The 21,884-nt window shown below is 64.9% G+C and carries 21 protein-coding genes and 1 riboswitch; of the genes, 8 read left to right on the forward strand and 13 right to left on the reverse strand.

Annotation, left to right across the window (positions count from 1 at the left end; all coding sequences use genetic code 11):
• Nucleotides 1-960, forward strand: a 960-nt coding sequence (locus V7E26_RS20890) for a class I SAM-dependent methyltransferase (RefSeq protein ID WP_324419726.1), incomplete at its 5' end; no start/stop codon positions are given.
• The gene (gene pgeF / locus V7E26_RS20895) at nucleotides 957-1,724 is read left to right on the forward strand and encodes a peptidoglycan editing factor PgeF (protein WP_324419728.1); all 768 of its coding nucleotides are present in this window, start codon (nucleotides 957-959) and stop codon (nucleotides 1,722-1,724) included. The genes V7E26_RS20890 and pgeF, both read left to right, overlap by 4 nt.
• A 5-nt stretch (nucleotides 1,725-1,729) precedes the next feature.
• Here the strand turns inward: pgeF and V7E26_RS20900 are convergent, their stop codons facing one another.
• A complete protein-coding gene (locus V7E26_RS20900; RefSeq protein WP_324419730.1) occupies nucleotides 1,730-2,731 on the reverse strand; it encodes an NADP-dependent oxidoreductase in 1,002 nt (333 codons plus the stop codon).
• 135 nt (nucleotides 2,732-2,866) lie between these two features.
• Between V7E26_RS20900 and V7E26_RS20905 the strand changes: the two genes are divergently transcribed.
• Both V7E26_RS20905 and V7E26_RS20910 read left to right on the forward strand, forming a co-directional pair.
• Entirely contained in the window at nucleotides 2,867-3,487 is a 621-nt protein-coding gene (locus tag V7E26_RS20905; protein ID WP_324419732.1) for a hypothetical protein, read from the forward strand.
• 167 nt (nucleotides 3,488-3,654) lie between these two features.
• Entirely contained in the window at nucleotides 3,655-4,608 is a 954-nt protein-coding gene (locus V7E26_RS20910) for a ribose-phosphate pyrophosphokinase (RefSeq protein ID WP_324419734.1), read from the forward strand.
• Between the two features lie 125 nt (nucleotides 4,609-4,733).
• Here V7E26_RS20910 and V7E26_RS20915 read toward each other — a convergent pair whose 3' ends face one another.
• From V7E26_RS20915 to V7E26_RS20965, 11 genes are all read right to left on the reverse strand, one after another.
• On the reverse strand, nucleotides 4,734-5,543 hold the full coding sequence (locus V7E26_RS20915) for an SDR family NAD(P)-dependent oxidoreductase (RefSeq protein WP_324419736.1): 810 nt from the start codon (nucleotides 5,541-5,543) through the stop codon (nucleotides 4,734-4,736).
• Between the two features lie 118 nt (nucleotides 5,544-5,661).
• Nucleotides 5,662-6,636, reverse strand: coding sequence for a Bug family tripartite tricarboxylate transporter substrate binding protein (locus V7E26_RS20920; RefSeq protein ID WP_324419738.1), 975 nt, complete (start codon nucleotides 6,634-6,636; stop codon nucleotides 5,662-5,664).
• A gap of 132 nt (nucleotides 6,637-6,768) precedes the next feature.
• Nucleotides 6,769-7,275, reverse strand: coding sequence for an SRPBCC family protein (locus V7E26_RS20925; protein ID WP_324419739.1), 507 nt, complete (start codon nucleotides 7,273-7,275; stop codon nucleotides 6,769-6,771).
• A 2-nt stretch (nucleotides 7,276-7,277) separates the two neighbouring features.
• Entirely contained in the window at nucleotides 7,278-8,117 is an 840-nt protein-coding gene (locus tag V7E26_RS20930; protein WP_324419762.1) for an XdhC family protein, read from the reverse strand.
• 12 nt (nucleotides 8,118-8,129) lie between these two features.
• Nucleotides 8,130-9,341: a vWA domain-containing protein gene (locus V7E26_RS20935; RefSeq protein WP_324419741.1), complete on the reverse strand. Its 1,212-nt coding sequence runs from the start codon at nucleotides 9,339-9,341 to the stop codon at nucleotides 8,130-8,132.
• On the reverse strand, nucleotides 9,338-10,210 hold the full coding sequence (locus V7E26_RS20940; RefSeq protein ID WP_324419744.1) for an AAA family ATPase: 873 nt from the start codon (nucleotides 10,208-10,210) through the stop codon (nucleotides 9,338-9,340). Before V7E26_RS20940 ends, V7E26_RS20935 begins: the two co-directional genes overlap by 4 nt.
• A gap of 130 nt (nucleotides 10,211-10,340) precedes the next feature.
• On the reverse strand, nucleotides 10,341-12,761 hold the full coding sequence (locus V7E26_RS20945; protein WP_324419746.1) for an aerobic carbon-monoxide dehydrogenase large subunit: 2,421 nt from the start codon (nucleotides 12,759-12,761) through the stop codon (nucleotides 10,341-10,343).
• Nucleotides 12,758-13,258, reverse strand: a complete 501-nt coding sequence (locus tag V7E26_RS20950; protein WP_324419747.1) for a (2Fe-2S)-binding protein — start codon at nucleotides 13,256-13,258, stop codon at nucleotides 12,758-12,760. The genes V7E26_RS20945 and V7E26_RS20950 overlap by 4 nt, the downstream gene beginning before the upstream one ends.
• Before the next feature lie 12 nt (nucleotides 13,259-13,270).
• Nucleotides 13,271-14,134: an FAD binding domain-containing protein gene (locus V7E26_RS20955; RefSeq protein ID WP_324419749.1), complete on the reverse strand. Its 864-nt coding sequence runs from the start codon at nucleotides 14,132-14,134 to the stop codon at nucleotides 13,271-13,273.
• A 175-nt stretch (nucleotides 14,135-14,309) separates the two neighbouring features.
• A complete protein-coding gene (locus V7E26_RS20960; protein ID WP_324419750.1) occupies nucleotides 14,310-15,536 on the reverse strand; it encodes an MHYT domain-containing protein in 1,227 nt (408 codons plus the stop codon).
• A 166-nt stretch (nucleotides 15,537-15,702) separates the two neighbouring features.
• On the reverse strand, nucleotides 15,703-16,284 hold the full coding sequence (locus V7E26_RS20965; RefSeq protein WP_324419752.1) for a 6,7-dimethyl-8-ribityllumazine synthase: 582 nt from the start codon (nucleotides 16,282-16,284) through the stop codon (nucleotides 15,703-15,705).
• Nucleotides 16,285-16,361: 77 nt separating this feature from the next.
• A riboswitch (FMN riboswitch) is annotated at nucleotides 16,362-16,514 on the reverse strand.
• A gap of 174 nt (nucleotides 16,515-16,688) precedes the next feature.
• On the opposite strand from V7E26_RS20965, the gene V7E26_RS20970 reads away from it, so the two are divergent.
• The 4 genes from V7E26_RS20970 (at nucleotide 16,689) to proC (ending at nucleotide 21,279) form a co-directional block, all read left to right on the forward strand.
• Complete coding sequence (locus tag V7E26_RS20970; protein WP_324419754.1) at nucleotides 16,689-17,666, forward strand: Bug family tripartite tricarboxylate transporter substrate binding protein; 978 nt, start codon at nucleotides 16,689-16,691, stop codon at nucleotides 17,664-17,666.
• 199 nt (nucleotides 17,667-17,865) lie between these two features.
• Nucleotides 17,866-19,425: a glycosyltransferase family 87 protein gene (locus tag V7E26_RS20975; protein WP_324419756.1), complete on the forward strand. Its 1,560-nt coding sequence runs from the start codon at nucleotides 17,866-17,868 to the stop codon at nucleotides 19,423-19,425.
• Nucleotides 19,426-19,803: 378 nt separating this feature from the next.
• Entirely contained in the window at nucleotides 19,804-20,304 is a 501-nt protein-coding gene (locus V7E26_RS20980; protein ID WP_324419758.1) for a YbjN domain-containing protein, read from the forward strand.
• 108 nt (nucleotides 20,305-20,412) lie between these two features.
• On the forward strand, nucleotides 20,413-21,279 hold the full coding sequence (gene proC, locus V7E26_RS20985) for a pyrroline-5-carboxylate reductase (protein ID WP_324419764.1): 867 nt from the start codon (nucleotides 20,413-20,415) through the stop codon (nucleotides 21,277-21,279).
• Nucleotides 21,280-21,282: 3 nt separating this feature from the next.
• Here the strand turns inward: proC and V7E26_RS20990 are convergent, their stop codons facing one another.
• Nucleotides 21,283-21,678 (reverse strand): thioesterase family protein, encoded by a 396-nt coding sequence (locus V7E26_RS20990; protein WP_324419760.1) that lies wholly within the window; start codon nucleotides 21,676-21,678, stop codon nucleotides 21,283-21,285.
• Between the last annotated feature and the right edge of the window lie 206 nt (nucleotides 21,679-21,884).

Consider the following 21,884-nt stretch of genomic DNA (forward strand, 5'->3'; position numbering starts at 1 on the left):
GTCAGCCAGATGTTCGGCGAGCTGCTCGGCCTGTGGACGGCCTCGGTGTGGAAGTCGATCGGTTCGCCGCCGATGCTGCGGCTGGTCGAGCTCGGTCCCGGCCGCGGCACCATGATGGCGGACGCACTCCGCGCCATCAGGGTGTTGCCGCCACTCCATCAGTCGATCCAGATCCATCTGGTCGAGATCAATCCGGTGCTGCGCGAGAAACAGCGGGCGACGCTGTCGAGCGCCGCCAACATCACCTGGCATGACAGCATCGACGACGTGCCCGAGGGCCCGGCGGTCATTCTCGCCAACGAATATTTCGACGTCCTGCCGATCCATCAGGTGGTCAGGCGCGAGACTGGCTGGCACGAACGCGTTGTCAGCCTCGACGACAGCGGCAAGCTGGTGTTCGCCGTCGCCGACGACCCGATACCGCGCTTCGAAGTCCTGCTGCCGCCGCTGGTGCGCGCCGCGCCCGTTGGCGCCGTGTTCGAATGGCGGCCAGATACCGAGATGATGAAGATCGCACGACGCATCCGCGAGCAGGACGGCGCGGCGCTGATCATCGATTACGGTCACCTGCGCAGCGATGCCGGCGATACCTTCCAGGCGATCGCCCGCCACAGCTTTGCCGATCCGCTGAAAAATCCCGGACAGGCCGATGTCACCGCCCATGTCGATTTCCAGGCGCTGGCGCGCGCAGCCGAAGACGTCGGCACGCGCATTCACGGCCCGGTGACGCAGGGCGATTTCCTCAGGCGGCTCGGCATCGAGACGCGGGCCGTTACGCTGATGGCCAAAACCACGCCGGAAGTTTCGGCCGATATTTCCGCAGGCCTGAAACGCCTGACCGACAGCGGCCGCGGCAGCATGGGATCGATGTTCAAGGTGCTCGCGGTGACCAGACCTGAACTCACCATGGTCGCAGGCCTCAGCGACGAACCGCAGGACGCCGGAGACGAAACAGCATGACGTTCGGATCCTCGCTGCTCGCAGCCATTCCCGGGCTGCGCCACGCCTTCTTCACCCGCGAGGGCGGCGTCTCCCATGGAATCTATGAGGGCCTGAATGGCGGGCTCGGCTCGAATGACGATCCGATCCATGTTGCGGAGAACCGCCGGCGCATGGCCGAAGAGATCGGCGTGGCACCCGAACATCTTCTCAGCGTGCACCAGATCCATTCGCCGGATGCCGTGGTCGCGACCGGCCCCTGGCTAGGCGACAAGCCGCGCGCCGACGCGCTCGTCACCCGCACCGAGGGCATCGCGATCAGCGTCACCACGGCCGATTGCGGTCCGATCCTGTTCGCCGATCCGGCCGCGCGCGTGATTGGCGCCGCGCATGCCGGCTGGAAGGGCGCGCTGGCCGGCATCGTGGAATCCACTGTCGACGCCATGGAAAAGCTCGGCGCTGACCGCACCGGTATCGTTGCCGCGATCGGTCCCCTGATCCGGCAGCACTCCTACGAAGTCGGCGGCGAACTGGTCGAGCGCTTCATGGATGAAGACGCCGAGAACGGCGTGTTCTTCATTCCGTCCGTGCGCGCCGGTCATTCGATGTTCGATCTCGCCGGCTTCATCCGCAGGCGGCTGGAGAACGCCGGCATCCTGATGATCGACGATATCGGCGTCGACACCTATTCCGACGAGCGCTTCTACAGCTACCGCCGCTCGGTGCACCGGAACGAGCCGGACTACGGCCGCCACGTCCACGCGATCGCGCTGACGAGCGAGTAGGCGCGCTACTTCACCTTCAGCACCACCTTGCCTCGCGCCCTTCCCGTTTCGAGGTGACCGAGCGCCGCCGGCAATTGCTCGAAGGGAAATTCACGGTCGATCACCGGCTTGATCGCGCCGCGATCGACAAGCTCGGCGATCTCGCGCAGTTGATCGCCGTTCGGCTCGGTGAAGAACCAGCAATAGGCGGCGCCGGCCTCCGCGCTGGCGGCATAGACCTTGCGGCTCATCAGCCAGACCGCGACGCGGACCAGCCAGCCCGCGCCCTCGCGCCGGGCGAAATCACGATCGGGCGGACCGCTCAGGGAAATCACGGCACCGCCCCGCTTCACCACCTTGAAGGCATCGACGGTGAACGCGCCGCCGAGCGTGTCGTAGACGATGTCGTAATCGCCGCCCGCATCCAGATAGTTTTCGCGATCGTAGGCGATGACCCTGTCGGCACCGAGCGATTTGACGAAATCGGCATTCCTCGAACTCGTGGTCGTGGTGACGTGAAGGCCGAGATGGTCAGCGTACTGCACCGCGAACGTGCCGATGCCGCCAGCGCCGGCATGGATCAGGATGCGCTGGCCGGCGCGTGCCTTAACGCGCGCAAAGCCCTGCAACGTGGTCAGCCCGACCAGCGGCAGCGCCGCCGCGCCCACATGCGAGACGAGGTTGGGCTTCAGCGCCACGAATTGTTGCGGCAATGCAATCTTCTCGGCGAAGGTGCCGATGGTCTCGCGCGACGCCCGCGCATAGACGGCATCGCCCGGCTTGAACCTGGTAGCGCGTGCCCCCACCGACAGCACGATGCCACTGGCATCGAAGCCGAACGGACGCGGCAATTGATATTTCGAGACGCGCTTCAGGTCGCCGTGCACGATCTTGAAGTCGATCGGATTGAGGCTGGCGGCATGGATTTCGATCAGGACGTCATCGGCCCCCGGATCAGGATCCGCGATGTCGACAAGGCGGACATGATCGGTGACCGCGCCGTAGCCGTCGAGAACAAATGCTCGCATGGTTAAATCCCTGCGCCGTCCGGAAATTCTGGCAACAACAAGGTGAAGCGGGACGCGTGCGCAGCAATCTTTTTGGTGAGCCGGTCCATCCCCTGCCCTAGACCTTAACACATTTTAACGATATCGCAGGGAACCATGACGAGCACCCTGACCGCCTCGTGCCTGCAAGCAACCCGCGCCATCATCGCGGCGGCGCTGCTTGCCGTTTTTTCCTGCGCACTCGGCGGCTGCGCGGGTGGCGGGGCATCGGGCAGCGGTTCGTACGCGATGGCAACGAGCGCCGGCGGTGGCCCGACCGTGACGTTCGAATCGATCGACGGTCCGCCGCCCCAGGTGTTCGACCGCATGGTCAGCGTGCTCGACAGCGAATCCAAACTGCGCAACCTGTCGATCGTCTCCCGCGAGGGCGGAGCCTCCTACCGCGTGCGCAGCTACCTCTCGGCGCAGGTGGTGCGCGGCAAGACCGTGATCGCCTGGGTCTGGGACGTCTACGACAACGGCCAGCAGCGTGCGCTGCGGCTTTCCGGCGAGGAGCCCGCCGGCAAGGCTGGCCGCGATGCATGGGCCGCTGCCGACGATCTCGTTTTGCGGAAGATCGCGCAGGCCGGCCTCAGCGGTCTTTCGGGTATGATTAACGGCGCGCCGGATGCGGCGCCGATCCCCGAGCGCCGCGGTCCGGTCGTCGCGAGTGCGGGAGAAACAACACCCGCCCAGGATGCGGCAGGCGTCACGGCACTGGGTTTCAGCGCCCAATAAAGGGCCCGGGAAAGTCCCGTATTGGCCGATTTTTGACCGGGAAAACGACCCCAACGGGTTGCCAGCCGAGCCGCCCGCCTGATATTCCCTCGCTCACCAAAAGCGCCGGTTCCCGAGGATTACTCGACATGCTGAACGTCGTATCCAAGGCGCGAGGAGAAGAATTAATGGCGGCCAAGAACGGCTCGATCAAGCTGGTCGCCGGCAACTCCAACCCCGCGCTGGCCCAGGAAATCGCGAACTGGCTGCACCTGCCGCTGACAAAGGCCGTGGTCCGCCGGTTCGCGGACATGGAAATCTTCGTCGAGATCCAGGAAAACGTCCGCGGCTCCGACGTCTACATCGTCCAGTCGACGTCGTTTCCGGCCAACGACCATCTGATGGAACTCCTGATCATTACCGATGCGTTGCGCCGCGCCTCCGCGCGCCGCATCACGGCCGTGATCCCCTATTTCGGCTACGCCCGGCAGGACCGTAAGGTCGGTTCGCGCTCGCCGATTTCGGCCAAGCTCGTCGCCAACCTGATCACCCGCGCCGGCGTTGACCGCGTGATGACGCTCGATCTGCACGCCGGCCAGATCCAGGGTTTCTTCGACATCCCGACCGACAATCTCTACGCCTCGCCGGTCATGGTGCGCGATATCAAGGATCGCTTCGACCTCGGCAACGTCATGGTGGTATCGCCCGACGTCGGCGGCGTGGTGCGTGCGCGCGGGCTAGCCAAGCGCATCAACACGCCGCTCGCCATCATCGACAAGCGCCGCGAGCGCGCCGGCGAATCCGAAGTCATGAACGTGATCGGCGACTGCGCCGGCTACACCTGCATCCTGATCGACGACATCGTCGATTCCGGCGGCACCCTGGTGAACGCCGCCGACGCGCTGATCGCCAACGGCGCCAAGGAAGTCTACGCCTATATCAGCCACGGCGTGCTCTCAGGCGGCGCCGCAGCGCGCGTCGCCTCGTCAAAACTGAAAGAGCTTGTCATCACCGACTCGATCCTGCCGACGGACGCGGTCAACAAGGCCGCCAATATCCGCACGCTATCGATCGCGCCCCTGATCGCGGAAGCGATCAGCCGCACCGCGTCGGAAGAATCGGTGTCGAGCCTGTTCGACTAAGGCAGAGCCGTAAGAGTGGGCAAAGGCGCCATGCGCCGTGCCCACCATCCATCCACGAGCCAGATCCTGAATGGTGGGCACGCTTCCGCTTCGCCCACCCTACGGCATGTCGCTTAAACCGCACCTCACTCAAATCCCGGCCGCGGCACCAGGTTCATCAGCATGTTGGCGTAGCCGCCGTCGACCATGATCTCCTCGCCATTGATGTAGGCCGCGCGGTCGCTGGCGAGGAACAGGATCGCATCCGCCATATCCTGGGGCATGCCGACCCGACGCAGCGGCACCACGGCGGAACGCCGCTCGGTAACCCCCGGCGTGTCGTAGAAGGCCTGGCTCATCGGCGTGATCACCATGCCGGGGCTGACGACGTTGCTGCGGATGCCGTGCGGCCCCCACTCGTTGGCAAGCTGCCGCGACAGCATGATCGCGCCGGCCTTGCTGACGCTGTAAGCGCCGCTCTGCCCCTGCGCGTTGCTGCCGGCGATCGAGGCGACGTGAACCAGGCTGCCGCGGCCGAGCGTGCGCATCTGTTTGCCGAAGGCCTGCGCGCAGACGAAATAGCCGGTCAGGTTGACGGAAAGAACCGTATTCCATTCGGCAAGCGTCAATGTGTCGAGCGCGCCGGGACGCAGGATGGCGGCGGTATTGACCAGCACCCCGCATGGTCCCAGCGATTTCTCGATGGTCGCGGCCGCAGCGGTGACGCTCGCAACATCGGTCGTATCGCAGCGCGCGACGATATGGCCGGCGCCGAGCTTGCCGAGTTCGGTGCGCGTTGCCTCGAGGCCGCGTTCATCGAGATCGATGGCGGCGACGCGGACGCCGGCCTTGGCGAAGCTGATCGCCGTGGCGTGCCCGATCCCGCCGCCCCCACCCGTCACGACGCACACGCGGCCTGACAGGCCGAGCCAATCCGACGAATCCGTCCCAATCATGTTTGATCACTCTTGTGTGGTGAACTGATGCGGGACAGCTTAGCCGAACGCGCAGGCAGACCAAGCGGGATTTGGATGCGCTGCACCGCGGTCTCGCATGCAACGCTTGCAATCCAGATCAGTTGGCAAGCTTGATTCCGGCGTCCTTGATCACCTTCGCCCATTCGAGCGTCTCTTTTTTGGTGATCGCCGCAAACTCGGCCGGCGTGTTGCCAACCGGTTCGAGCCCGAGTTCGTCGAACTTCTTGCGCACCTCCGGCATCGCCAGGGTCTTGACGGTTTCGTTGTGCAATTTGTTCTGCACGTCCTTTGGCGCGCCGGCCGGGAGGACCAGTCCGAACCACGGCACGGCCTCGAAGCCGGGGTAGCCGGATTCCGCCATGGTCGGCAGGTCGGGCGCAAGCACCGATCGCTTGATCGACGTGATGGCCAGCGCGCGCAATTTTCCTTCGCGCGCCAGCGGCAGCACGTTCACGATATTGGCGAACGACATCGTGATGCGGTTGGCGAGCAGGTCCGGCATCAACGCCGTGGTGCCGCGATAGGGCACCGATGCGATATCGACATGCGCCATGTACTTGAACAATTCGGCGCCGAGATGCTGCGACGTGCCGACACCGGCATGGCCATAGGAGAGCTTGCCGGGCTGCGCCTTGGCGAGCGCTACCAGTTCCGCGACCGACTTGACCGGCACCTCGGGCGGAACGGCGAGCACGTTCGCCGCGATGAACACCTGCGAGATCGGCGCGAAGTCCTTGATCGGATCGAACGGCAGCTGCTCATAAAGACTGGGATTGATGACGAGCGACGAGTTGCCACCCATCAGCAGCGTGTAGCCATCCGGCGCAGACCTGGCGACGCGCTCGGTGGCAATGTTGCTGCCAGCGCCGGGCACGTTCTCGACCACGAACGGCGTGCTCCAGACTTCAGCGAACCGGTCGGCAAGAATGCGCGCCGCAAGGTCCGGCGCCGTGCCGGGCGTGAAGCCGACCAGGATCTTGACCGGCCGGTTCGGATAACTGGATTGCGCCGATCCCGCCTGCGCGGCCAGCAGCATGAACAGCACGGCGAACAGGTTCGCAGCGAGCCTCATCGTTCCCTCCACGGTTCGGCATGCCGGTTTAGCCGGTCTTTGCAGCACTTGAAGGGAATTCTGGCACGTCGGCCGCATCAGGTACAGGTGCGGTGGCCGCGGCCGCCCCAGCGCTCCGCGCAACGACGATTGCTAGGCCGTACCGGTCAGTTTGCCCAGCCAGCTTTTCGGCGCCGCTTCCGCCGCAGCCGCCGTATCTCCGCCAACAACCTTGCCAAACAAAGCAAAAAATTCGCCCGCCAGCTTCCTGGCCGTGGAGTCGATCAGCCGCGAGCCGAGTTGCGCAAGCTTGCCGCCGATCTGCGCCTCGACGTCATAGTGCAGCACGGTAACGTCAGGCCCTTCCGCTTCGAGACGCACCGCAGCGCCGCCTTTGGCGAAGCCCGCCACGCCGCCGGAGCCCTCACCCGAAATCCGGTAGCTGTTTGGCGGATCGAGCTCGGACAACGTCACCTTGCCGCCGAAGGTCGCCTTCACCGGGCCGACCTTGAAGACGACGGTTGCGGTCATCTCGGTCGGCGAGGACATGTCGAGGGACTGACAGCCCGGAATGCACCGCTTCAGAATTTCGGGATCGTTGAGCGCCGCCCAGACCTTTTCCTGCGAGGCCGGGATGCGCTGGCTGTCGTTCATCTGCATGGTCAGTCCTTACTCCCCACGGGATTGGCCGTACGCTGGCTGCGCCGGCGCTCGACGGTGATTTCGGCGAGGATCGACATCGCGATCTCCTCCGGCGTGATGGCGCCGAGATCGAGCCCGGCCGGCGCCTTGACGCGCTTGATCGCGGCGGCGTCCGATCCGCCGGCCACGAGCTTGTCGCTCAGCGCCGCCATCTTGCGGCGGCTGCCGACGAAGGCGTGATACTCGGCCTTGATGGCGAGCGCGGCCCGCAACGCGGCCTCGTCGCCCTTGCCTTGCGTCGATACCACGACGAAGCGCCGGGCTTCATTCAGGTAAGGAAGTGCGAACCCGTCGACGATGACATGGGCATTCGGCTCGGCGGCGACATCGGCGGCCGGCGCCGCCAGCGTGACGTGATAGCCGAGCTGGCGCGCCTGCTCGGCCAGCGAGATCGCGACCGGGCTTGCGCCGAAGATCACCAGCGATGGATGCGGCAGCATCGGCTCGACGAAAATGTCCATGGTGCCCTTGCTCGGGCACATGTTGCTGGCGAAGCGGATGCCCTCGCGGTCATCGCCGGGTTTTACGCCAAGCTCGGCGAGAAGATTTTCGGGCTGCACCGACACCATGCGCGGCTCGCCGTCGAGCAGCGCGTCGCGCGCGGCTTTCAGCACGGCGCCCTTCGCGCAGCCGCCGCCGATCCAGCCTGCGACGATGGAGCCATCGGGGCGGATGATCGCCTTCGCGCCGGCTTTCGCCGCCGTCACCGATACCGTGCGCACCACCGTCGCCAGCACGAACGGCTGCTCGGCGGACTTCATCTGCGCGACCAGATCCATCACTTCGACATGCGCGCCCATCGGTCGGCCCATCTACAGTTTCGCCAAATAGGTTTCGAGCGCCGCGAGACTCTTGAGCGTATTGGCCGGCGCGTAGAGATCGACATGCGGCAGCGCCGCCTTGATGCCGGCAGCCTCGGGCGCATAGCCCTCCCACGCCATCATCGGGTTGAGCCAGACGATGCGGCGGCAGCGGCGACCGAGCGCCGCCATTTCGCGGCCCAGCAGCGCGGCATCGCCGGTCTCGTAGCCGTCAGACACGATCATCACGACGGTGCGTGAATGGATGACGCGCGCCGCGTGCCAGCGATTGAAGGTCTGCAGGCTTTCGCCGATCCTGGTGCCGCCGCCAGCGCCCTGCGCCATGATCGAGAGGCGGTCGAGCGCGCGTGCCGCGTCCTTTTCCTTCATGGCGTCGGAGACATACGCCAGCCTTGTGTGGAACAGGAATGCCTCGGCCTCGCGAAACTCGTCCAGCACGCCGTGGATGAAGCGCAGGAAGACGGCCGTGTACATGCTCATCGAACCCGAGGCATCGAGCAGCATGACGAGCCGCAGCGGCTTTGCCTTGCGCTGGCGCCTGACGAGTTCGATCGGCACACCGCCATGGCTGATATTGCCGTGAATGGTTCGGCGCAGGTCGAGCCGGTAGCCGCGCCGCCGCGCCTGGTCGCGCCGGGTCAGCCGCGTGCGCATCGCGCGCGCCAACCGGGCCGCGGCGGCATGGGCTTCCTCGATCTGTGCGGGATCGGCAAGCTTGCGGAAATCCACCTCGGCGAGATTGTCGGCGCGCGAGGCGCCTTCCATGCGTCCTTCGGCGCCGCTACGGTTGTCATCGGCGCCGTCCGTAGAGGGAATCTGGTCCATCGCACCGTCGCCCGCGCGCGGCTCAGGTTGATGGCCGGGCAAACTCTTCAGCGATGGATTGTTGGCCGCCTTTGCCGAGCCCATCGTCAGGGATCGCGACCGCGCGCGCCTGCCGAGCCAGAACGCATCGAACAGGCCGTCGAATCTTTCCCAGTCCGATTTTCGCGCGGAGAACAGGTGCTTGAACGCTGAGCGCAGGAGCGACGGGGTCCGCGCATAGCCGGCCGTCATCAGCGAGGCGGCGTCCTGCCCTTCGCGCAGCCCGACGGCAAATCCATTGTCACGCAACGTCCTGAGAAACGCCGCCAGTCTTGCCGAAACCAGGCGAGAGACCTCGTCGAGTTCGTCGTAGCCGGGATTGCTGCCGCAACAGCTCATGCGACTCTCCCGAGCAGACGCCCGGTCACCTCGCGCGTCACCCGCGCGGTGTCCTCCTTCGTCTTGAGCAGGCACATCAGGGTCTCGTGCACGGTTTCGGGCGCGTCATGGAGATCGCGGACGTCGAGCCCGACCAGGGCCGCCGCCCAATCCAGCGTCTCGGCAACGCCCGGCACCTTGCGCAGTTCCTCCTTGCGAACGCCCTCGACCATGCGCGCGATCTGCAGCGCGAGCGAGGCGCCGGCGCCGTCGATCCGCGCCATGATGATGCGCGCTTCGCGATCGACATCGGGGTAATCGACATAATGATAGAGGCAGCGGCGGCGCAGCGCGTCGGAGAGTTCGCGGGTGCCGTTCGAGGTCAGCACCACGTGCGGGATCGCGGTCGCCCTGATCGTGCCGAGTTCGGGGATCGAGACCTGGAAGTCCGACAACAGCTCGAGCAGGAACGCCTCGAACTCGTCGTCCGCCCGGTCGATCTCGTCGATCAGGAGCACCGGCGGCTTGTCGCGCCGGATGGCGGCCAGCAGCGGCCGCTCCAGCAGGTACTTCTCCGAGAAGATCTGATCCTCGACAGCGTCAGCTTCATCGCCGCGATGCGCCTGGATCGACAGCAATTGGCGCTGGTAGTTCCATTCATAGAGCGCCGCGGATTGATCCAGACCCTCGTAACATTGCAGGCGGATCAGTTCGGTCGCGTGCACCGCGGCCAACGCCTTGGCGACTTCGGTCTTGCCGACGCCCGCCTCGCCTTCGAGCAGCAGCGGGCGCTTCAGCATCAGCATCAGCGAGACCGCGGTCGCAAGTTCCGCGTCGGCAATATAGCCCGACGCGGCCAACCGTTCCGCGATCTCCTTGCGATCTTTCATGTTCCAGTTTCCGTCATTCCGGGATGGTCCGAAGGACCAGACCCGGAATCTCGAGATTCTCCGGTGCGCAATTGCGCACCATAGTTCGATGCTGCGCATCGCCCCGGAATGACGAGGACTGCTAAAGACACTAAGCCACCGCGCCCAGATCCTTTGCTGCCTTCCAGTTGCGCCAGAAGTCATGCGGCATCTGGATATGGGTCGAGCCAAGGAACGAGAAGGCATCGTTGACCGCGTTGGAGAACGCCGGCACGCCGCCGACGTTCGGGCTTTCGCCGACACCCTTGGCGCCGATCGGGTGATGCGGCGACGGCGTGACCGTGAAGTCGGTTTCCCAATGCGGGGTCTCGACCGCGGTCGGCATGAAGAAATCCATGAACGAGCCGGTGACGACGTTGCCGTCGGCATCGTAGCGGATCTCCTGCCCCATCGCGATCGCGAAGGCCTCGGTCAGGCCACCATGCACCTGTCCCTCGATGATCATCGGGTTGATGCGGGTGCCGCAATCGTCCAGCGCGTAGAAGCGCCTGACCTTGTAGACCCCGGTATCGACGTCGATATTCATCACGCAGATATAGGCGCCGAACGGATAGGTCATGTTGGGCGGATCGTAGTAGCTCACCGCCTCCAGCCCCGGCTCCATGCCGGGAGGAACCGAATTGTAGGCTGCCCAGCAGATGTCCTTCATCGACATGGTTTTCTCGGGCAGGCCCTTGACGCGGAAGCCGTCGATATCCCATTCGAGGTCGTCTTCGTGAACCTCGAGCTTGTAGGCCGCGATCATCTGCGCCTTGGCCCTGATCTTGCGCGCCGCCATCGCGATCGCGGCACCGGCGACCGGCGTCGAGCGCGAACCGTAGGTGCCGAGCCCGTAGGGCGCGGTATCGGTGTTGCCCTCTTCCACCATGATGTTGTCGGCGGGAATGCCGATCTCGGTGGCGATGATCTGCGCCCAGGTGGTCTCGTGTCCCTGGCCCTGGCTCTTGGTGCCCATCCGCGCGATACCCGCACCGGTCGGATGCATGCGGATCTCGCAGGAATCGAACATCGCGATGCCGAGGATGTCGCAGTTCTTCGACGGGCCGGCGCCGACGATCTCGGTAAAGAACGAGACGCCGATACCCATGATCTCGCGGGTCTCGCCGCGCCTGAACGCTTCGCGCAACGTCGCCTGCTCCTTGCGGAGTTCGGCGTATTTCACGCTCTCCATCGCCTTCTTCATGGCGGTGGCGTAGTCGCCGGAATCATATTCCCAGCCGAGCGCAGAGTGATACGGGAATTGCTCCGGCTTGATGAAGTTCTTCATCCGAAGTTCCGCCGGATCCATCCCGAGCTTCTGGGCCAGGATGTCCATCCCACGTTCGATGCAATAGGCTGCCTCGGTGACGCGGAACGAACAGCGATAGGCGACGCCGCCCGGCGCCTTGTTGGTGTAGATGCCGTCCACTGCCAGATGCGCGGTCGGAAAATCGTACGACCCGGTGACGATGTTGAAGAAGCCGGCCGGCCATTTCGACGGGTCGGCGCAGGCATCGAACGCGCCGTGGTCGGCCAGCACATGGACGCGCAGGCCCGTGACCTTGCCTTCCCTGGTCGCGGCGATTTCGGTCGTCATATGATAGTCGCGCGCGAACGAGGTCGCGGTCAGGTTCTCGATGCGATCCTCGACCCATTTCACCGGCTTGCCGGTGACGATCGAGGCCACCGCCGCGCAGATGTAGCCGGGATAGGCGCCGACCTTGTTGCCGAATCCGCCGCCGATGTCAGGCGCGATCACGTGGATCTTCTGCTCAGGCAATTTTGCAATCAGCGACACGACGGTGCGGATCACGTGCGGGGCCTGGAAGGTGCCATAGATCGTCAGCTCGCCCTTGATCTTGTCGAAGGAGCAGACGCACTGGCAGGTTTCCAGCGGCGACGGATGGGTGCGGTGATAGGAGATCATCTCCTTGATCGTCACCTCGGCCTTGTTGAAGGCCGCGTCGGTCAGTTCCCTGTCGCCGACGGTCCATTCGAAGATGTGGTTGTGATGTTTGCGCGGTCCGTGCGCACCGGTCATCTTGCCGGCGAGGTCCTCGCGCAGCACCGGCGCATCCTTGTCCATCGCCTTGAACGGATCGATCAGCGGGGTGAGCTGCTCGTATTCGACCACCACCTTGTTGATGCCGTCGTCGGCCGCGTAGCGGTCGGTCGCGACGACGAAGGCGACTTCCTGATTCTGGAACAGCACCTTGCCGTCGGCCAGCACCATCTGCACGTCGCCGGCAAGCGTCGGCATCCAGGCGAGGTTGACCGTCTTCAGCGTCTCGGCCGTGATCACCGCGAGCACGCCCGGCACTTTCAGCGCCTCGGTGTCGTCGATCTTCTTGACGCGCGCATGGGCATGCGGCGAGCGGACGAAGTCGCCGTGCAGCATGCCCGGCAGCTTGACGTCGTCGACGTAATTGCCCCTGCCCTGCGTGAAGCGGATATCTTCCACCCGCTTGCGCTTGCAGCCCATGCCCTCGAGTGCGGCGGTGCGTTGTTCCCGCGTGGGAGTCATGTCGTTCATTCCGCGGCCTCCTGGAATTCGACGCCATTGATCTTGGCGGCGGCGTACTGGATCGCCTTGACGATGTTCTGGTAGCCGGTGCAGCGGCAGATATTGCCGGATATGCCCATCCGGATTTCCTGCTCGCTGGGCGACGGATTCTCCTTCAGGAGGCGATGCGCGCGCAGGATCATGCCAGGCGTGCAGAAGCCGCATTGCAGCCCGTGCATCATCCGAAAGCCTTCCTGCAGCGCCGACAGCGAGCCGTCGGCATTGGCCATGCCTTCGATGGTGGTGATGTCGGAGCCGTTGGCCTGCACCGCGAACATGGTGCAGGACTTCACCGACATGCCGTCGATATCGACGGTGCAGGCGCCGCAATGGGTGGTTTCGCAGCCGATATGGGTGCCCGTCATCTGCAGGTTTTCGCGGATGAAGTGCACCAAAAGCGTGCGCGGCTCGGCGAGGCCTTCGACCTCGGCGCCGTTCACCTTCATGGTGATGTGGGTTTTTGCCATGTTGTCTCCCCCTTAACGAGTGCGCTCGGCGGCGCGCTGCAACGCGCGCATCACCATGATGCCGCCGACATGCTTGCGGTATTCGACAGGGCCACGGGCATCTGCGGCCGGCGCCATGATCGCTTCGGCCGCAGCGGCGGCGTTCTTCAGCGTGGCCTGATCGAGGCTGCTGCCGATCACGGCTTGCGCAGCCGCGTCGGCCAGCAACGGCGTTTCGGCAAGGTTGGTCAGGCCGATCTGGCAGGTCGCGACCTTGCCGCCCGCCATCGTGAGCACCACCGCGGCGGCAGCCGTGGCGTAGTCGCCCACCTTCCGCTTGAGCTTTTCGTAGGCGTAGCCGTGACCGGCCGGCGGGACCGGGATGGTGACCGCGGTCAGCAGTTCACCCGGCTCGAGCGCGGTGAAATAGGCGCCCTGGTAGAATTCCGATGCCGCGACGTCGCGTCCGCCAGCATTGCCCTCGAGGCGATAGCTCGCCCCCAGCGTGATCATCAGCGCCGGCATGTCGTTGCCGGGATCGCCATTGGCGACGTTGCCACCGATGGTGCCGCGGTAGCGGACCTGGGGATCGGCGATCAAAAGCGCCGTTTCGTGCAGAATGGGAACCGACCTGGCGATCTCCTCCGACGCCAGCAGGTCGTGCTGGGTGGTCATGGCGCCGATCACGATATTATTGCCGTCGCGGCGGATGCCCTTGAGGTCGGCAATGCCGTGCAGGTCGATCAGGTGCTCGGGCGTAGCCAGCCTGAGTTTCATCATGGGAACCAGGCTGTGACCGCCGGCCAGCGGCCGGGCCTCGTCCCCCAGGTTGGCGAGCAGTTTCACCGCGTCGGCCACGGTCGCCGGCCGGTGGTAGCTGAATGGGCCAGGGATCATCGTTTCCTCCAACTCGTCCTTTGGCGCCGAGAGGGCGCGGACGTTGGAAGCGACGGTGTCTCCTCACTTTTTTCGAGGCAATCACGGCAGCACAGAGCGAGGAAATTCGCACGAAATGCGGATTACCGCGCACGAAATGCGTCAGCCAGCGCGACCTAACGGGCGGATCAGCGGCCTAGGCATGCCGTCGCGCCAGCCCGAGCCGTGCCTTCACCTCGGCGATCCTGGCCCGGCTCACCGGCACCCGGTGCGGCGATGGGCCGTCGAGTTCGACGATGGCGCCATCGCCCTCCTTGCGGACGAAGGTGACATGCGCCATCGCCACGATGTGGCTGCGGTGCACCCGGATGAACAAACCGGGGTCAAGCTGGGCTTCGGCCTCGGAGATCGACCACGGGCACATCCGCTCCCGGGTTCCGTCATGCACCTTGGTGTAATGGGCATCGGCCCGGACACTGCGGATGTCGGCGGCGTCGATGAAATGGGTGCCGTCGGCGCCTTCGACCGGAAGCCGTGGCACCGGGGCTCGCGGCGGTTGGCCAATACCGCCGAGCGGCCCCGGCCGCAGCGCCGGGCTGATCGGGGCAACACTTGATTCTTGTGGCGGGGCGGTCGCGGATGCGACCGCGGTCTCGGAGACCAGCGCCTCGGAAAAAGCGGCAACGTCATCTGTCTGTGCCGCCGCCTTCTTGCGCGTATCAGGCACCAGCGACAACAGGAAGCCCGCGGCAATCACGAAGCAGAGCAACGCCACGACCAGCGAGAGGATCTGCGACGACGCAGTCAGGCCTTCGATGTGGTGATGCGATCCTTGCGAGGGTGGAACCAGGTGCATGCCGGCCATCGCCGTGTAGTGCATGCCCGATACCGCGAAGCCGTAGGCGACCGCGCTCAATGCAAGCTGCACGCCGCCCTGCCGGGCCAGGAATGCACGCAGGCCGCCATAGGCCGTGGCGATCGCAATCAGGACCGACAGCGCGACCATGCCCAAATCATGCGTCATGGTGAAATTGCCGGACAATCCATGCATGCCGACATAGTGCATGCTGGCGATGCCGACCCCGAGCAGCACGGCTGAAGAAACGATGCGCAGCATCGACGGCTCGCCGATGCTGACGAAGAACAGCGAAATACCCACGACCAGCGCGCAGATCAGGAACGAGATGATGGTCGGCAGCACGAGATAGGCGGTGCCCGCCGGCAGTGGCGCCGCCAGCATGCCGACGAAATGCATGGTCCAGATGCCGATGGCGAGGAAGAATGCCGCGCCGGCGAGCAGCACGCGATGACCGGCGTCCGGCGTCCCGCGGATGCGCGCGGCGAGGCCGAAGCCGGTGTAACCTCCCAGAATCGCGATCGCCACCGAGAGCGCGACGAGATAGGGATCGTGTCCTTCGAACATGACCGTCTCGGCCGTCCGTCTCCACGGACGTGCCTCCTCCCACCGCCGAGTTTATAGACGCGGCGGGGGAATTGACAATCAGCCGATCGTAGCTTCGGCCCGCGGCCCGGTCATGCCGGACCGCGAATTCATCCTTGACGCGTTTTCGTTCGAAATCGCGATGATCCTACACGATTCCCGCGGCTACCTGCCCGCGCAAGCGTTCGAGACTGTGTAGCGTGTTGGCACAGGCCTCCGCCACCTCGATGCCCTTGATCACGAAATGCTTGCGGAAGAAATCGTGATGCACCTCGCTGTCATGGAATTGCTGCGGCGTCAGCACCGCGGAGAATATCGGCACCTCGGTCTTGAGCTGCACGTCCATCAGCGCCTTGATCACGGTGTCGGCGACGAATTCGTGGCGGTAGATGCCGCCGTCGACCACGAGGCCCGCGGCGACGATCGCAGTATAACGGCGCGTCTTGGCGAGCAGTTGCGCATGCAGCGGGATCTCGAACGAGCCCGGCACCTCGAACAGATCGACCTGCGCGCGCGTGATATGGCGCGCCTCGATCTCTTCAAGGAATGCGATGCGGCATTCCTCGACGACGTCGCGGTGCCACGACGACTGCACGAAGGCGACGCGCTGCGGCTTGACGAAACGCGGATGCACCGGCGCCGGCGGCCGTTCGGGCACGTCGGGAGCGCCACTCGGTTCGAAGGTTTCGGGTTGGGATTGGACTTCGGGTTCTAGCAACGTCTGATTCATGGCTTTCCTCTTTCAGGACCAGAATCAGGGCACACGGAACGACGTCGGCCTGCACGCGAACGTGCGAGGCCACCGCAAACCGTTCTCTTTCATCCGGACTGTAACCGTCGGCTTCGGATTCACACCGAATCTGCTGACCCTTCCACTCGGGAGAGAAGAAGGCGCTCGCGGGCTTGGGCTACGTCACCCTTACCGCCGGTGGGGATTTTCACCCCGCCCTGAGAACATCGGCCGCCCGGAATGGACGACCTGCTCAAGAATATGACCAAGGCCGGGCCGTCAGCAAGCGTCTTTGGCATTGGGAATCGGCATGTCCCCATGCCGCCGCGACAGGGCGTGACGAGCGCGACCTTACAGGCCGCGACAATTAGGATAGGTTTCCGCGAAACAGGGGGACGCGCGAGATGAACATTCTTCGCCGCCACTTTCTCAAGCTCACCGGCGCGCTGATCGCTGCGCCGGTCCTGCCGCGGCTGGCATTCGCGCTCGATTACCCGACACGGCCGACCAGGATCGTTGCCGGCTTCGCCGCCGGCGGCGGCGTCGACATCACCGCGCGCCTGATCGGCCAGTGGCTCGCCGACCATCTCGGGCAACCCTTTGTCGTCGAGAACCGGACCGGCGCCGGCGGCAACATCGGCACCGAGGCGGTCGTGAACGCGGCGGCGGACGGCTACACGCTGTTGCTGGCGACGGTGCCGAACGCGGTGAATGCGTCGCTCTACGAAAAGCTCAGCTTCAATTTCGTCCGCGATATCGCGCCGGTCGCCGGCGTCATCCGCGTGCCGATGGTGGTGCTGGTTCACCCCTCGGTGCCCGCGCAGACGCTGGCCGGATTCATCGCCTACGCCAAAGCCAATCCCGGCAAGGTCAACATGGCGTCGGCCGGCAGCGGCAGCGCGCCGCATATGGCGGGCGAGCTGTTCAAGATGATGACCGGGGTGGACATGGTGCACGTGCCCTATCGCGGCCAGGGACCGGCGATGACCGACCTGATCGGCGGTCAGGTGCAGGTCCTGTTTGCCGCCGCGCCCGGCACCGCCGATCACATCAAGACCGGCAAGCTGCGCGCACTCGCGGTGACCACGGCGACGCGGATGGCGGAACTGCCGGAGGTTCCGACCGTCGGCGACGTCGTGGCGGGCTATGAAGCGAGCCAGTGGTACGGCTTCGCCGCACCGAAGAACACGCCGGCGGAAATCGTCGACAAGCTCAACAAGGAAATCAACGCGGCGATCGCCGACTCCACCATGAAGGCGCGGCTTGCGGCGATCGGCGGCGATCCGATGCCGGGCTCGCCCGCCGATTTCGGCCGGCTGATCGCCGATGAAACCGAGAAGTGGGCGAAGGTGGTTCGCGCGGGCGGCCTGAAGCCGGAGTGAGAAACGTTAACGCGCCATGCGCGAACGGCCTGCGGCGCATCGATGCAGGCCGAAAACTTCACGAATCCTTAAAGCCACCCGCCTAGAGGTGGCTGTTGCCCAACTCCAGATCGCCCGGGCGACACATGGAGCATGCGTGACAAACGCCGCTGACGTTGCCGGCACGGATACGGGACGGCCCGCGGACCGGGCCGGGCCGATGCCAATTTTTCAAACCGACATTCTGGTGCCGATCGCCATCGCGATCAGTTCGCTGCTGGCCGGCGCTGTCTACACCTGGTTCGTCGGCGAGGACGTCAACTGGGATTGGCAGAACTACCACGAGTACAATGTCTGGGCCGTGCTCACCGATCGCTACGGCATCGATGCCCTGCCGCCCGGCTTCCAGACCTATTTCAATCCGACAGTCTATTTTCCGGTCTACTATCTGCGCCATCTGCTGCCGCTGCCCTACGGGCTGATGATCATCGGCGCGGTGCACGGCCTCAATCTGCTGCTGATCTATTTTCTGATCCGAGTGCTGCTGCGGGAAGTGGCGACGACAAGCGCGATCGGGGCATCGATCCTGATTGCCGCGGTCGGGCCGATGACGCTTTCGGAAGTCGGCACCAGCTTCTCCGACATCCTCACCGCGCTGCCGGTGATCGCAGGCTGCATCCTGATCCTTTCAGCGGATGGATCGCGTCCCGGACGCTACGCGCTCGCCGGGCTTTTGATTGGCGCCGCCGTCGGGCTGAAGCTGACCAACGCCGTCTATGCGCTGGGCGCAGCCGCCGCCGTGCTTGCCGCGGGCCGGCCGCTGCTGGCCACGCTGTGCCTCGGCCTTGGCGGTGCCACCGGTGCGCTGGCGACAGGCGGTGCGTGGGGGCTGATGCTCTGGCGCGAGATGGGCAATCCCATATTCCCGCTGTTCAACGCAGTATTTCAGTCGCCTGAAGTGATGCCGATGAACATCATGGACTGGCAGTTCATGCCGAAAGGATATCTCGACGCACTCGCCTATCCCTTCTACTGGCTGATCGGCGACAACAGGAGTTCGGAATATCCATTTCGCGACGCGCGGTTCGCGGTGGCGGCGCTGCTCATCCTGGCCGGCATCGGCAGGACGATCGTGAGCCGCGTTACGATCGTCACGCAGCGCGACGTGCAGTTCCTGCTGTTCTTCATCGTCTCCTATGCGGCATGGCTCGCAGTATTTGCAATTCAACGCTACGCGGTCGTGCTGGAGCTGCTCTGTGCGCCGCTGATCGTCCTGATGATGGTTCGTTGCTTCGCCAGCCCGCCGGTATCGTCCGCGGCGGGTGCGCTGTCGCTGCGCATGAATGGTGCGATCGCGGCAACGGCGCTGCTGATCGCATTATGGTCGCAGCCGGGAGACTGGTTCCGCCGTCCCTGGTCCAATCCATACAATCCCGTGATTCCCCGAGAGCTCCACCAGGCCGCGGACTATCTGGTGATCGACAAGCCGCTCGCTTACATCGCACCGCGACTGCCGTCGCAGTCGCGGTTCTTCCAGCTCGCCGACATCGGCGTGCCCGTCATGCCCGGCGGCGTGTTCGACCGCCGCATCCGCGCCGCCCTGAAATCGCCACTGCCGGGCGGCATTTGGGAGTTGCACACGCGCGGCAAGCCGGTCCGCGAACATCTGCTTGAGCGCTATGGCCTTCGCATTGATCCATCGAGGCCCTGCGTCGAGATCGAGGGCGCCTGGCTCGGAACCGAGATCGAGGCGTGTCCATTGGCCGCGCGCGACAAGTAGGGGGCGTTATTGCCCCGCGGCCGGAACGCGAAGGCGGCGCGTTCCAGGAAATTAACTATCCATTAACCAACCATCCGTTAACTTTTGTGGCGAAGCAGGCCAATTTGCCCGGCGCCGGCCGCCGAAGTGTTCGAATCTGATTCTGTTTTGTTCTCCCATTGCTAACTGTGGCCGCGATCTGCTGTGGACGACGTCGCTTTGGCCTGTGGACGGACTCAGGGGTGAGTTGCACGGATTCCGCAAATCACATCACTTGAGCCCGGCAGACCCCGGAATGATCAGCGACCGGGGAGTTGCAGTCGGCGTAGCTCCCTGAGTTCGACACGCGCCGTGCTCCGCTTGCGTATCAAGAGAATCCAAAAACAAGGTCGAGCCGGCATGTCCCTCCTCGAAGGCATAATTGAATCCCGGAACAACCCGCTGGCGGTGGTCGAGGACATTGCCGACAGCAACAACTGGGCGTTCGAGCGCTCCGGTGAAGACGAAGTCACCATTGTCTCCAGGGGGAGCTGGACCGACTACCAGCTTTCCTTCACCTGGATGCCGGAGATCGAGGCGCTGCACCTGGCCTCCGCCTTCGACATGAAGATTCCGCCGGCGCGCCGTCCGGAAGTGCAGCGGCTGATCGCCGCGATCAACGAGCAATTGTGGGTCGGCCATTTCGACATCTGGAACCACACCGGCATGATCATGTACCGGCAGGCGCTGGTGCTGCCGGGCGGGCTGACCGCGTCGGCCGCGCAATGCGAGGTCATGCTGGGCGGCGCCCTCGACGCCTGCGAGCGCTACTTCCCCGCGTTCCAGTTCGTGGTCTGGGCCGGCAAGAGCGCGACTGAAGCCATGAGCGCCGCGATGTTCGATACCGAGGGCGAGGCCTAAGTCAGTTCGCTGCGGTTCTTCGCACACGATGACCCATAGCCCGCGAGCTCTGGGCTCAAGCAAACCGCTTGTGGCCCCTTCTGAGCTTCACTAAAACCGCCAGTGGTTATGGGTCCCTGCGTTCGCAGGGACGACGCCAGAATTCATGGTGAGACCGTGAATACCAACGCACTTCAAAACCTCCAGGGCACCATCGCGCTCGCCGGCGCCGGCAAGATGGGCGGCGCCATGCTGACGGGATGGCTGGCGGGCGGCCTCGACGCCAGCAGCGTGATCGTGGTCGAACCCTTCCCATCCGACGAAATCAAGGCGCTCGCCGGCAAGGGCGTCCGCATCAACCCGAAGGACGCCGGTACCGCCGACACGCTGGTGGTGGCGGTGAAGCCGCAGACGTTTCCCGATGCCGGACCGGCGCTGAAATCCATGGTTGGACCGTCGACGCTCGTGGTCTCGATCATGGCCGGCACGACGATCGCGGCGCTTGCGAGAGTCTGCGGCGGCATGGTGGTTCGCGCCATGCCAAACACGCCGGCCGCGATCGGCCGCGGCATCACCGTGGCCGTCCCTGCGAAGAATGTCAGCGCCGCGCAACGTGCCACCGCCGACGCCCTGCTGCGCGCCACCGGCTCGGTCGAGTGGGTCGACGACGAAGCGCTGATGGATGCGGTGACCGCGGTGTCCGGCTCCGGCCCGGCCTATGTGTTCCTGCTCGCCGAAGAGCTCGCCCGCGCCGGCGTCGAGGCCGGCCTGCCGGCGGAGCTTGCGACCCGGCTCGCGCGCGAAACCGTCGCGGGCTCTGGCGAATTGCTGCATCGATCCGACCTGCCCTCGGCCACGCTGCGGCAGAACGTCACCTCGCCGGGCGGCACCACCGCGGCGGCACTGGACGTGCTGATGGCCAAGGACGGAATGCAGCCGCTGATGATCCGCGCCATCGCCGCAGCGACCAGGCGGTCGAAGGAACTGGCGAAGTAGCGACTACTTCCCCGCAAGCCGCTTCGTAAAACTGTCGGCGTTGACGAGGCCGCGGGCGTGGCGGCCGTCGCCGATCCTGCGCTCGCCCTCGAAGGCCTCGACCTCGAAGCGGATCACGCGGCGCTCGACGGCGACCACCTTTCCCGTCACGCGCACCGTCGCGCCGACCAGCGACGCACCGAGATGACGGATATCGACTTCGGTTCCGACCGTGATCCAGCCCGGCTGAAGATGGCCCGGGATGGCGTCGCTGGACGCAAGCTCCATTTCCAGGATCATCATCGGCGTCGCATAGACCATCGGCATGCCCTGTACGAAATGGCCGACCGTGCGCTCCGCCGGCACGACCAGCGTTCGCTCGGCGCTCATGCCGATCTTGATGAAGTCGCGTGCGTCCATCGAAAGTCCCGAGGCGCGAGCAGTGTATCCGTCGTCCCGGCCAAGCGAAGCGCGAGCCGGGACCCATAACCACAACTGCGCACATGTTGGGTGGTGATGTAGCCACAGCCCGGCGTCACGGCGAACATCGGTGGTTATGGGTCCCTGCGTTCGCACTAACAGATTCACACGCTTTGGAGAGTTTTCCAGGCGGAGGCGACGCCCAG

The organism is Bradyrhizobium sp. (genome assembly GCF_036735945.1).
Lineage (GTDB): Bacteria > Pseudomonadota > Alphaproteobacteria > Rhizobiales > Xanthobacteraceae > Bradyrhizobium.

Bases quoted from the DNA above. Each gene is read 5' to 3' on its own strand.
- V7E26_RS20930 (WP_324419762.1), bottom strand. From the start codon at position 8,117: ATGGGCGCGCATGTCGAAGTGATGGATCTGGTCGCGCAGATGAAGTCC.
- V7E26_RS20950 (WP_324419747.1), bottom strand. From the start codon at position 13,258: ATGGCAAAAACCCACATCACCATGAAGGTGAACGGCGCCGAGGTCGAA.
- proC (WP_324419764.1), top strand. From the start codon at position 20,413: ATGGGTCCCTGCGTTCGCAGGGACGACGCCAGAATTCATGGTGAGACC.
- V7E26_RS20975 (WP_324419756.1), top strand. From the start codon at position 17,866: ATGCCAATTTTTCAAACCGACATTCTGGTGCCGATCGCCATCGCGATC.
- V7E26_RS20935 (WP_324419741.1), bottom strand. From the start codon at position 9,341: ATGAGCTGTTGCGGCAGCAATCCCGGCTACGACGAACTCGACGAGGTC.
- V7E26_RS20920 (WP_324419738.1), bottom strand. From the start codon at position 6,636: ATGAGGCTCGCTGCGAACCTGTTCGCCGTGCTGTTCATGCTGCTGGCC.
- V7E26_RS20960 (WP_324419750.1), bottom strand. From the start codon at position 15,536: ATGTTCGAAGGACACGATCCCTATCTCGTCGCGCTCTCGGTGGCGATC.
- V7E26_RS20955 (WP_324419749.1), bottom strand. From the start codon at position 14,134: ATGATCCCTGGCCCATTCAGCTACCACCGGCCGGCGACCGTGGCCGAC.
- V7E26_RS20980 (WP_324419758.1), top strand. From the start codon at position 19,804: ATGTCCCTCCTCGAAGGCATAATTGAATCCCGGAACAACCCGCTGGCG.
- pgeF (WP_324419728.1), top strand. From the start codon at position 957: ATGACGTTCGGATCCTCGCTGCTCGCAGCCATTCCCGGGCTGCGCCAC.
- V7E26_RS20910 (WP_324419734.1), top strand. From the start codon at position 3,655: ATGGCGGCCAAGAACGGCTCGATCAAGCTGGTCGCCGGCAACTCCAAC.
- V7E26_RS20970 (WP_324419754.1), top strand. From the start codon at position 16,689: ATGAACATTCTTCGCCGCCACTTTCTCAAGCTCACCGGCGCGCTGATC.
- V7E26_RS20965 (WP_324419752.1), bottom strand. From the start codon at position 16,284: ATGAATCAGACGTTGCTAGAACCCGAAGTCCAATCCCAACCCGAAACC.
- V7E26_RS20900 (WP_324419730.1), bottom strand. From the start codon at position 2,731: ATGCGAGCATTTGTTCTCGACGGCTACGGCGCGGTCACCGATCATGTC.
- V7E26_RS20905 (WP_324419732.1), top strand. From the start codon at position 2,867: ATGACGAGCACCCTGACCGCCTCGTGCCTGCAAGCAACCCGCGCCATC.
- V7E26_RS20925 (WP_324419739.1), bottom strand. From the start codon at position 7,275: ATGCAGATGAACGACAGCCAGCGCATCCCGGCCTCGCAGGAAAAGGTC.
- V7E26_RS20940 (WP_324419744.1), bottom strand. From the start codon at position 10,210: ATGAAAGATCGCAAGGAGATCGCGGAACGGTTGGCCGCGTCGGGCTAT.
- V7E26_RS20915 (WP_324419736.1), bottom strand. From the start codon at position 5,543: ATGATTGGGACGGATTCGTCGGATTGGCTCGGCCTGTCAGGCCGCGTG.
- V7E26_RS20945 (WP_324419746.1), bottom strand. From the start codon at position 12,761: ATGAACGACATGACTCCCACGCGGGAACAACGCACCGCCGCACTCGAG.
- V7E26_RS20990 (WP_324419760.1), bottom strand. From the start codon at position 21,678: ATGGACGCACGCGACTTCATCAAGATCGGCATGAGCGCCGAGCGAACG.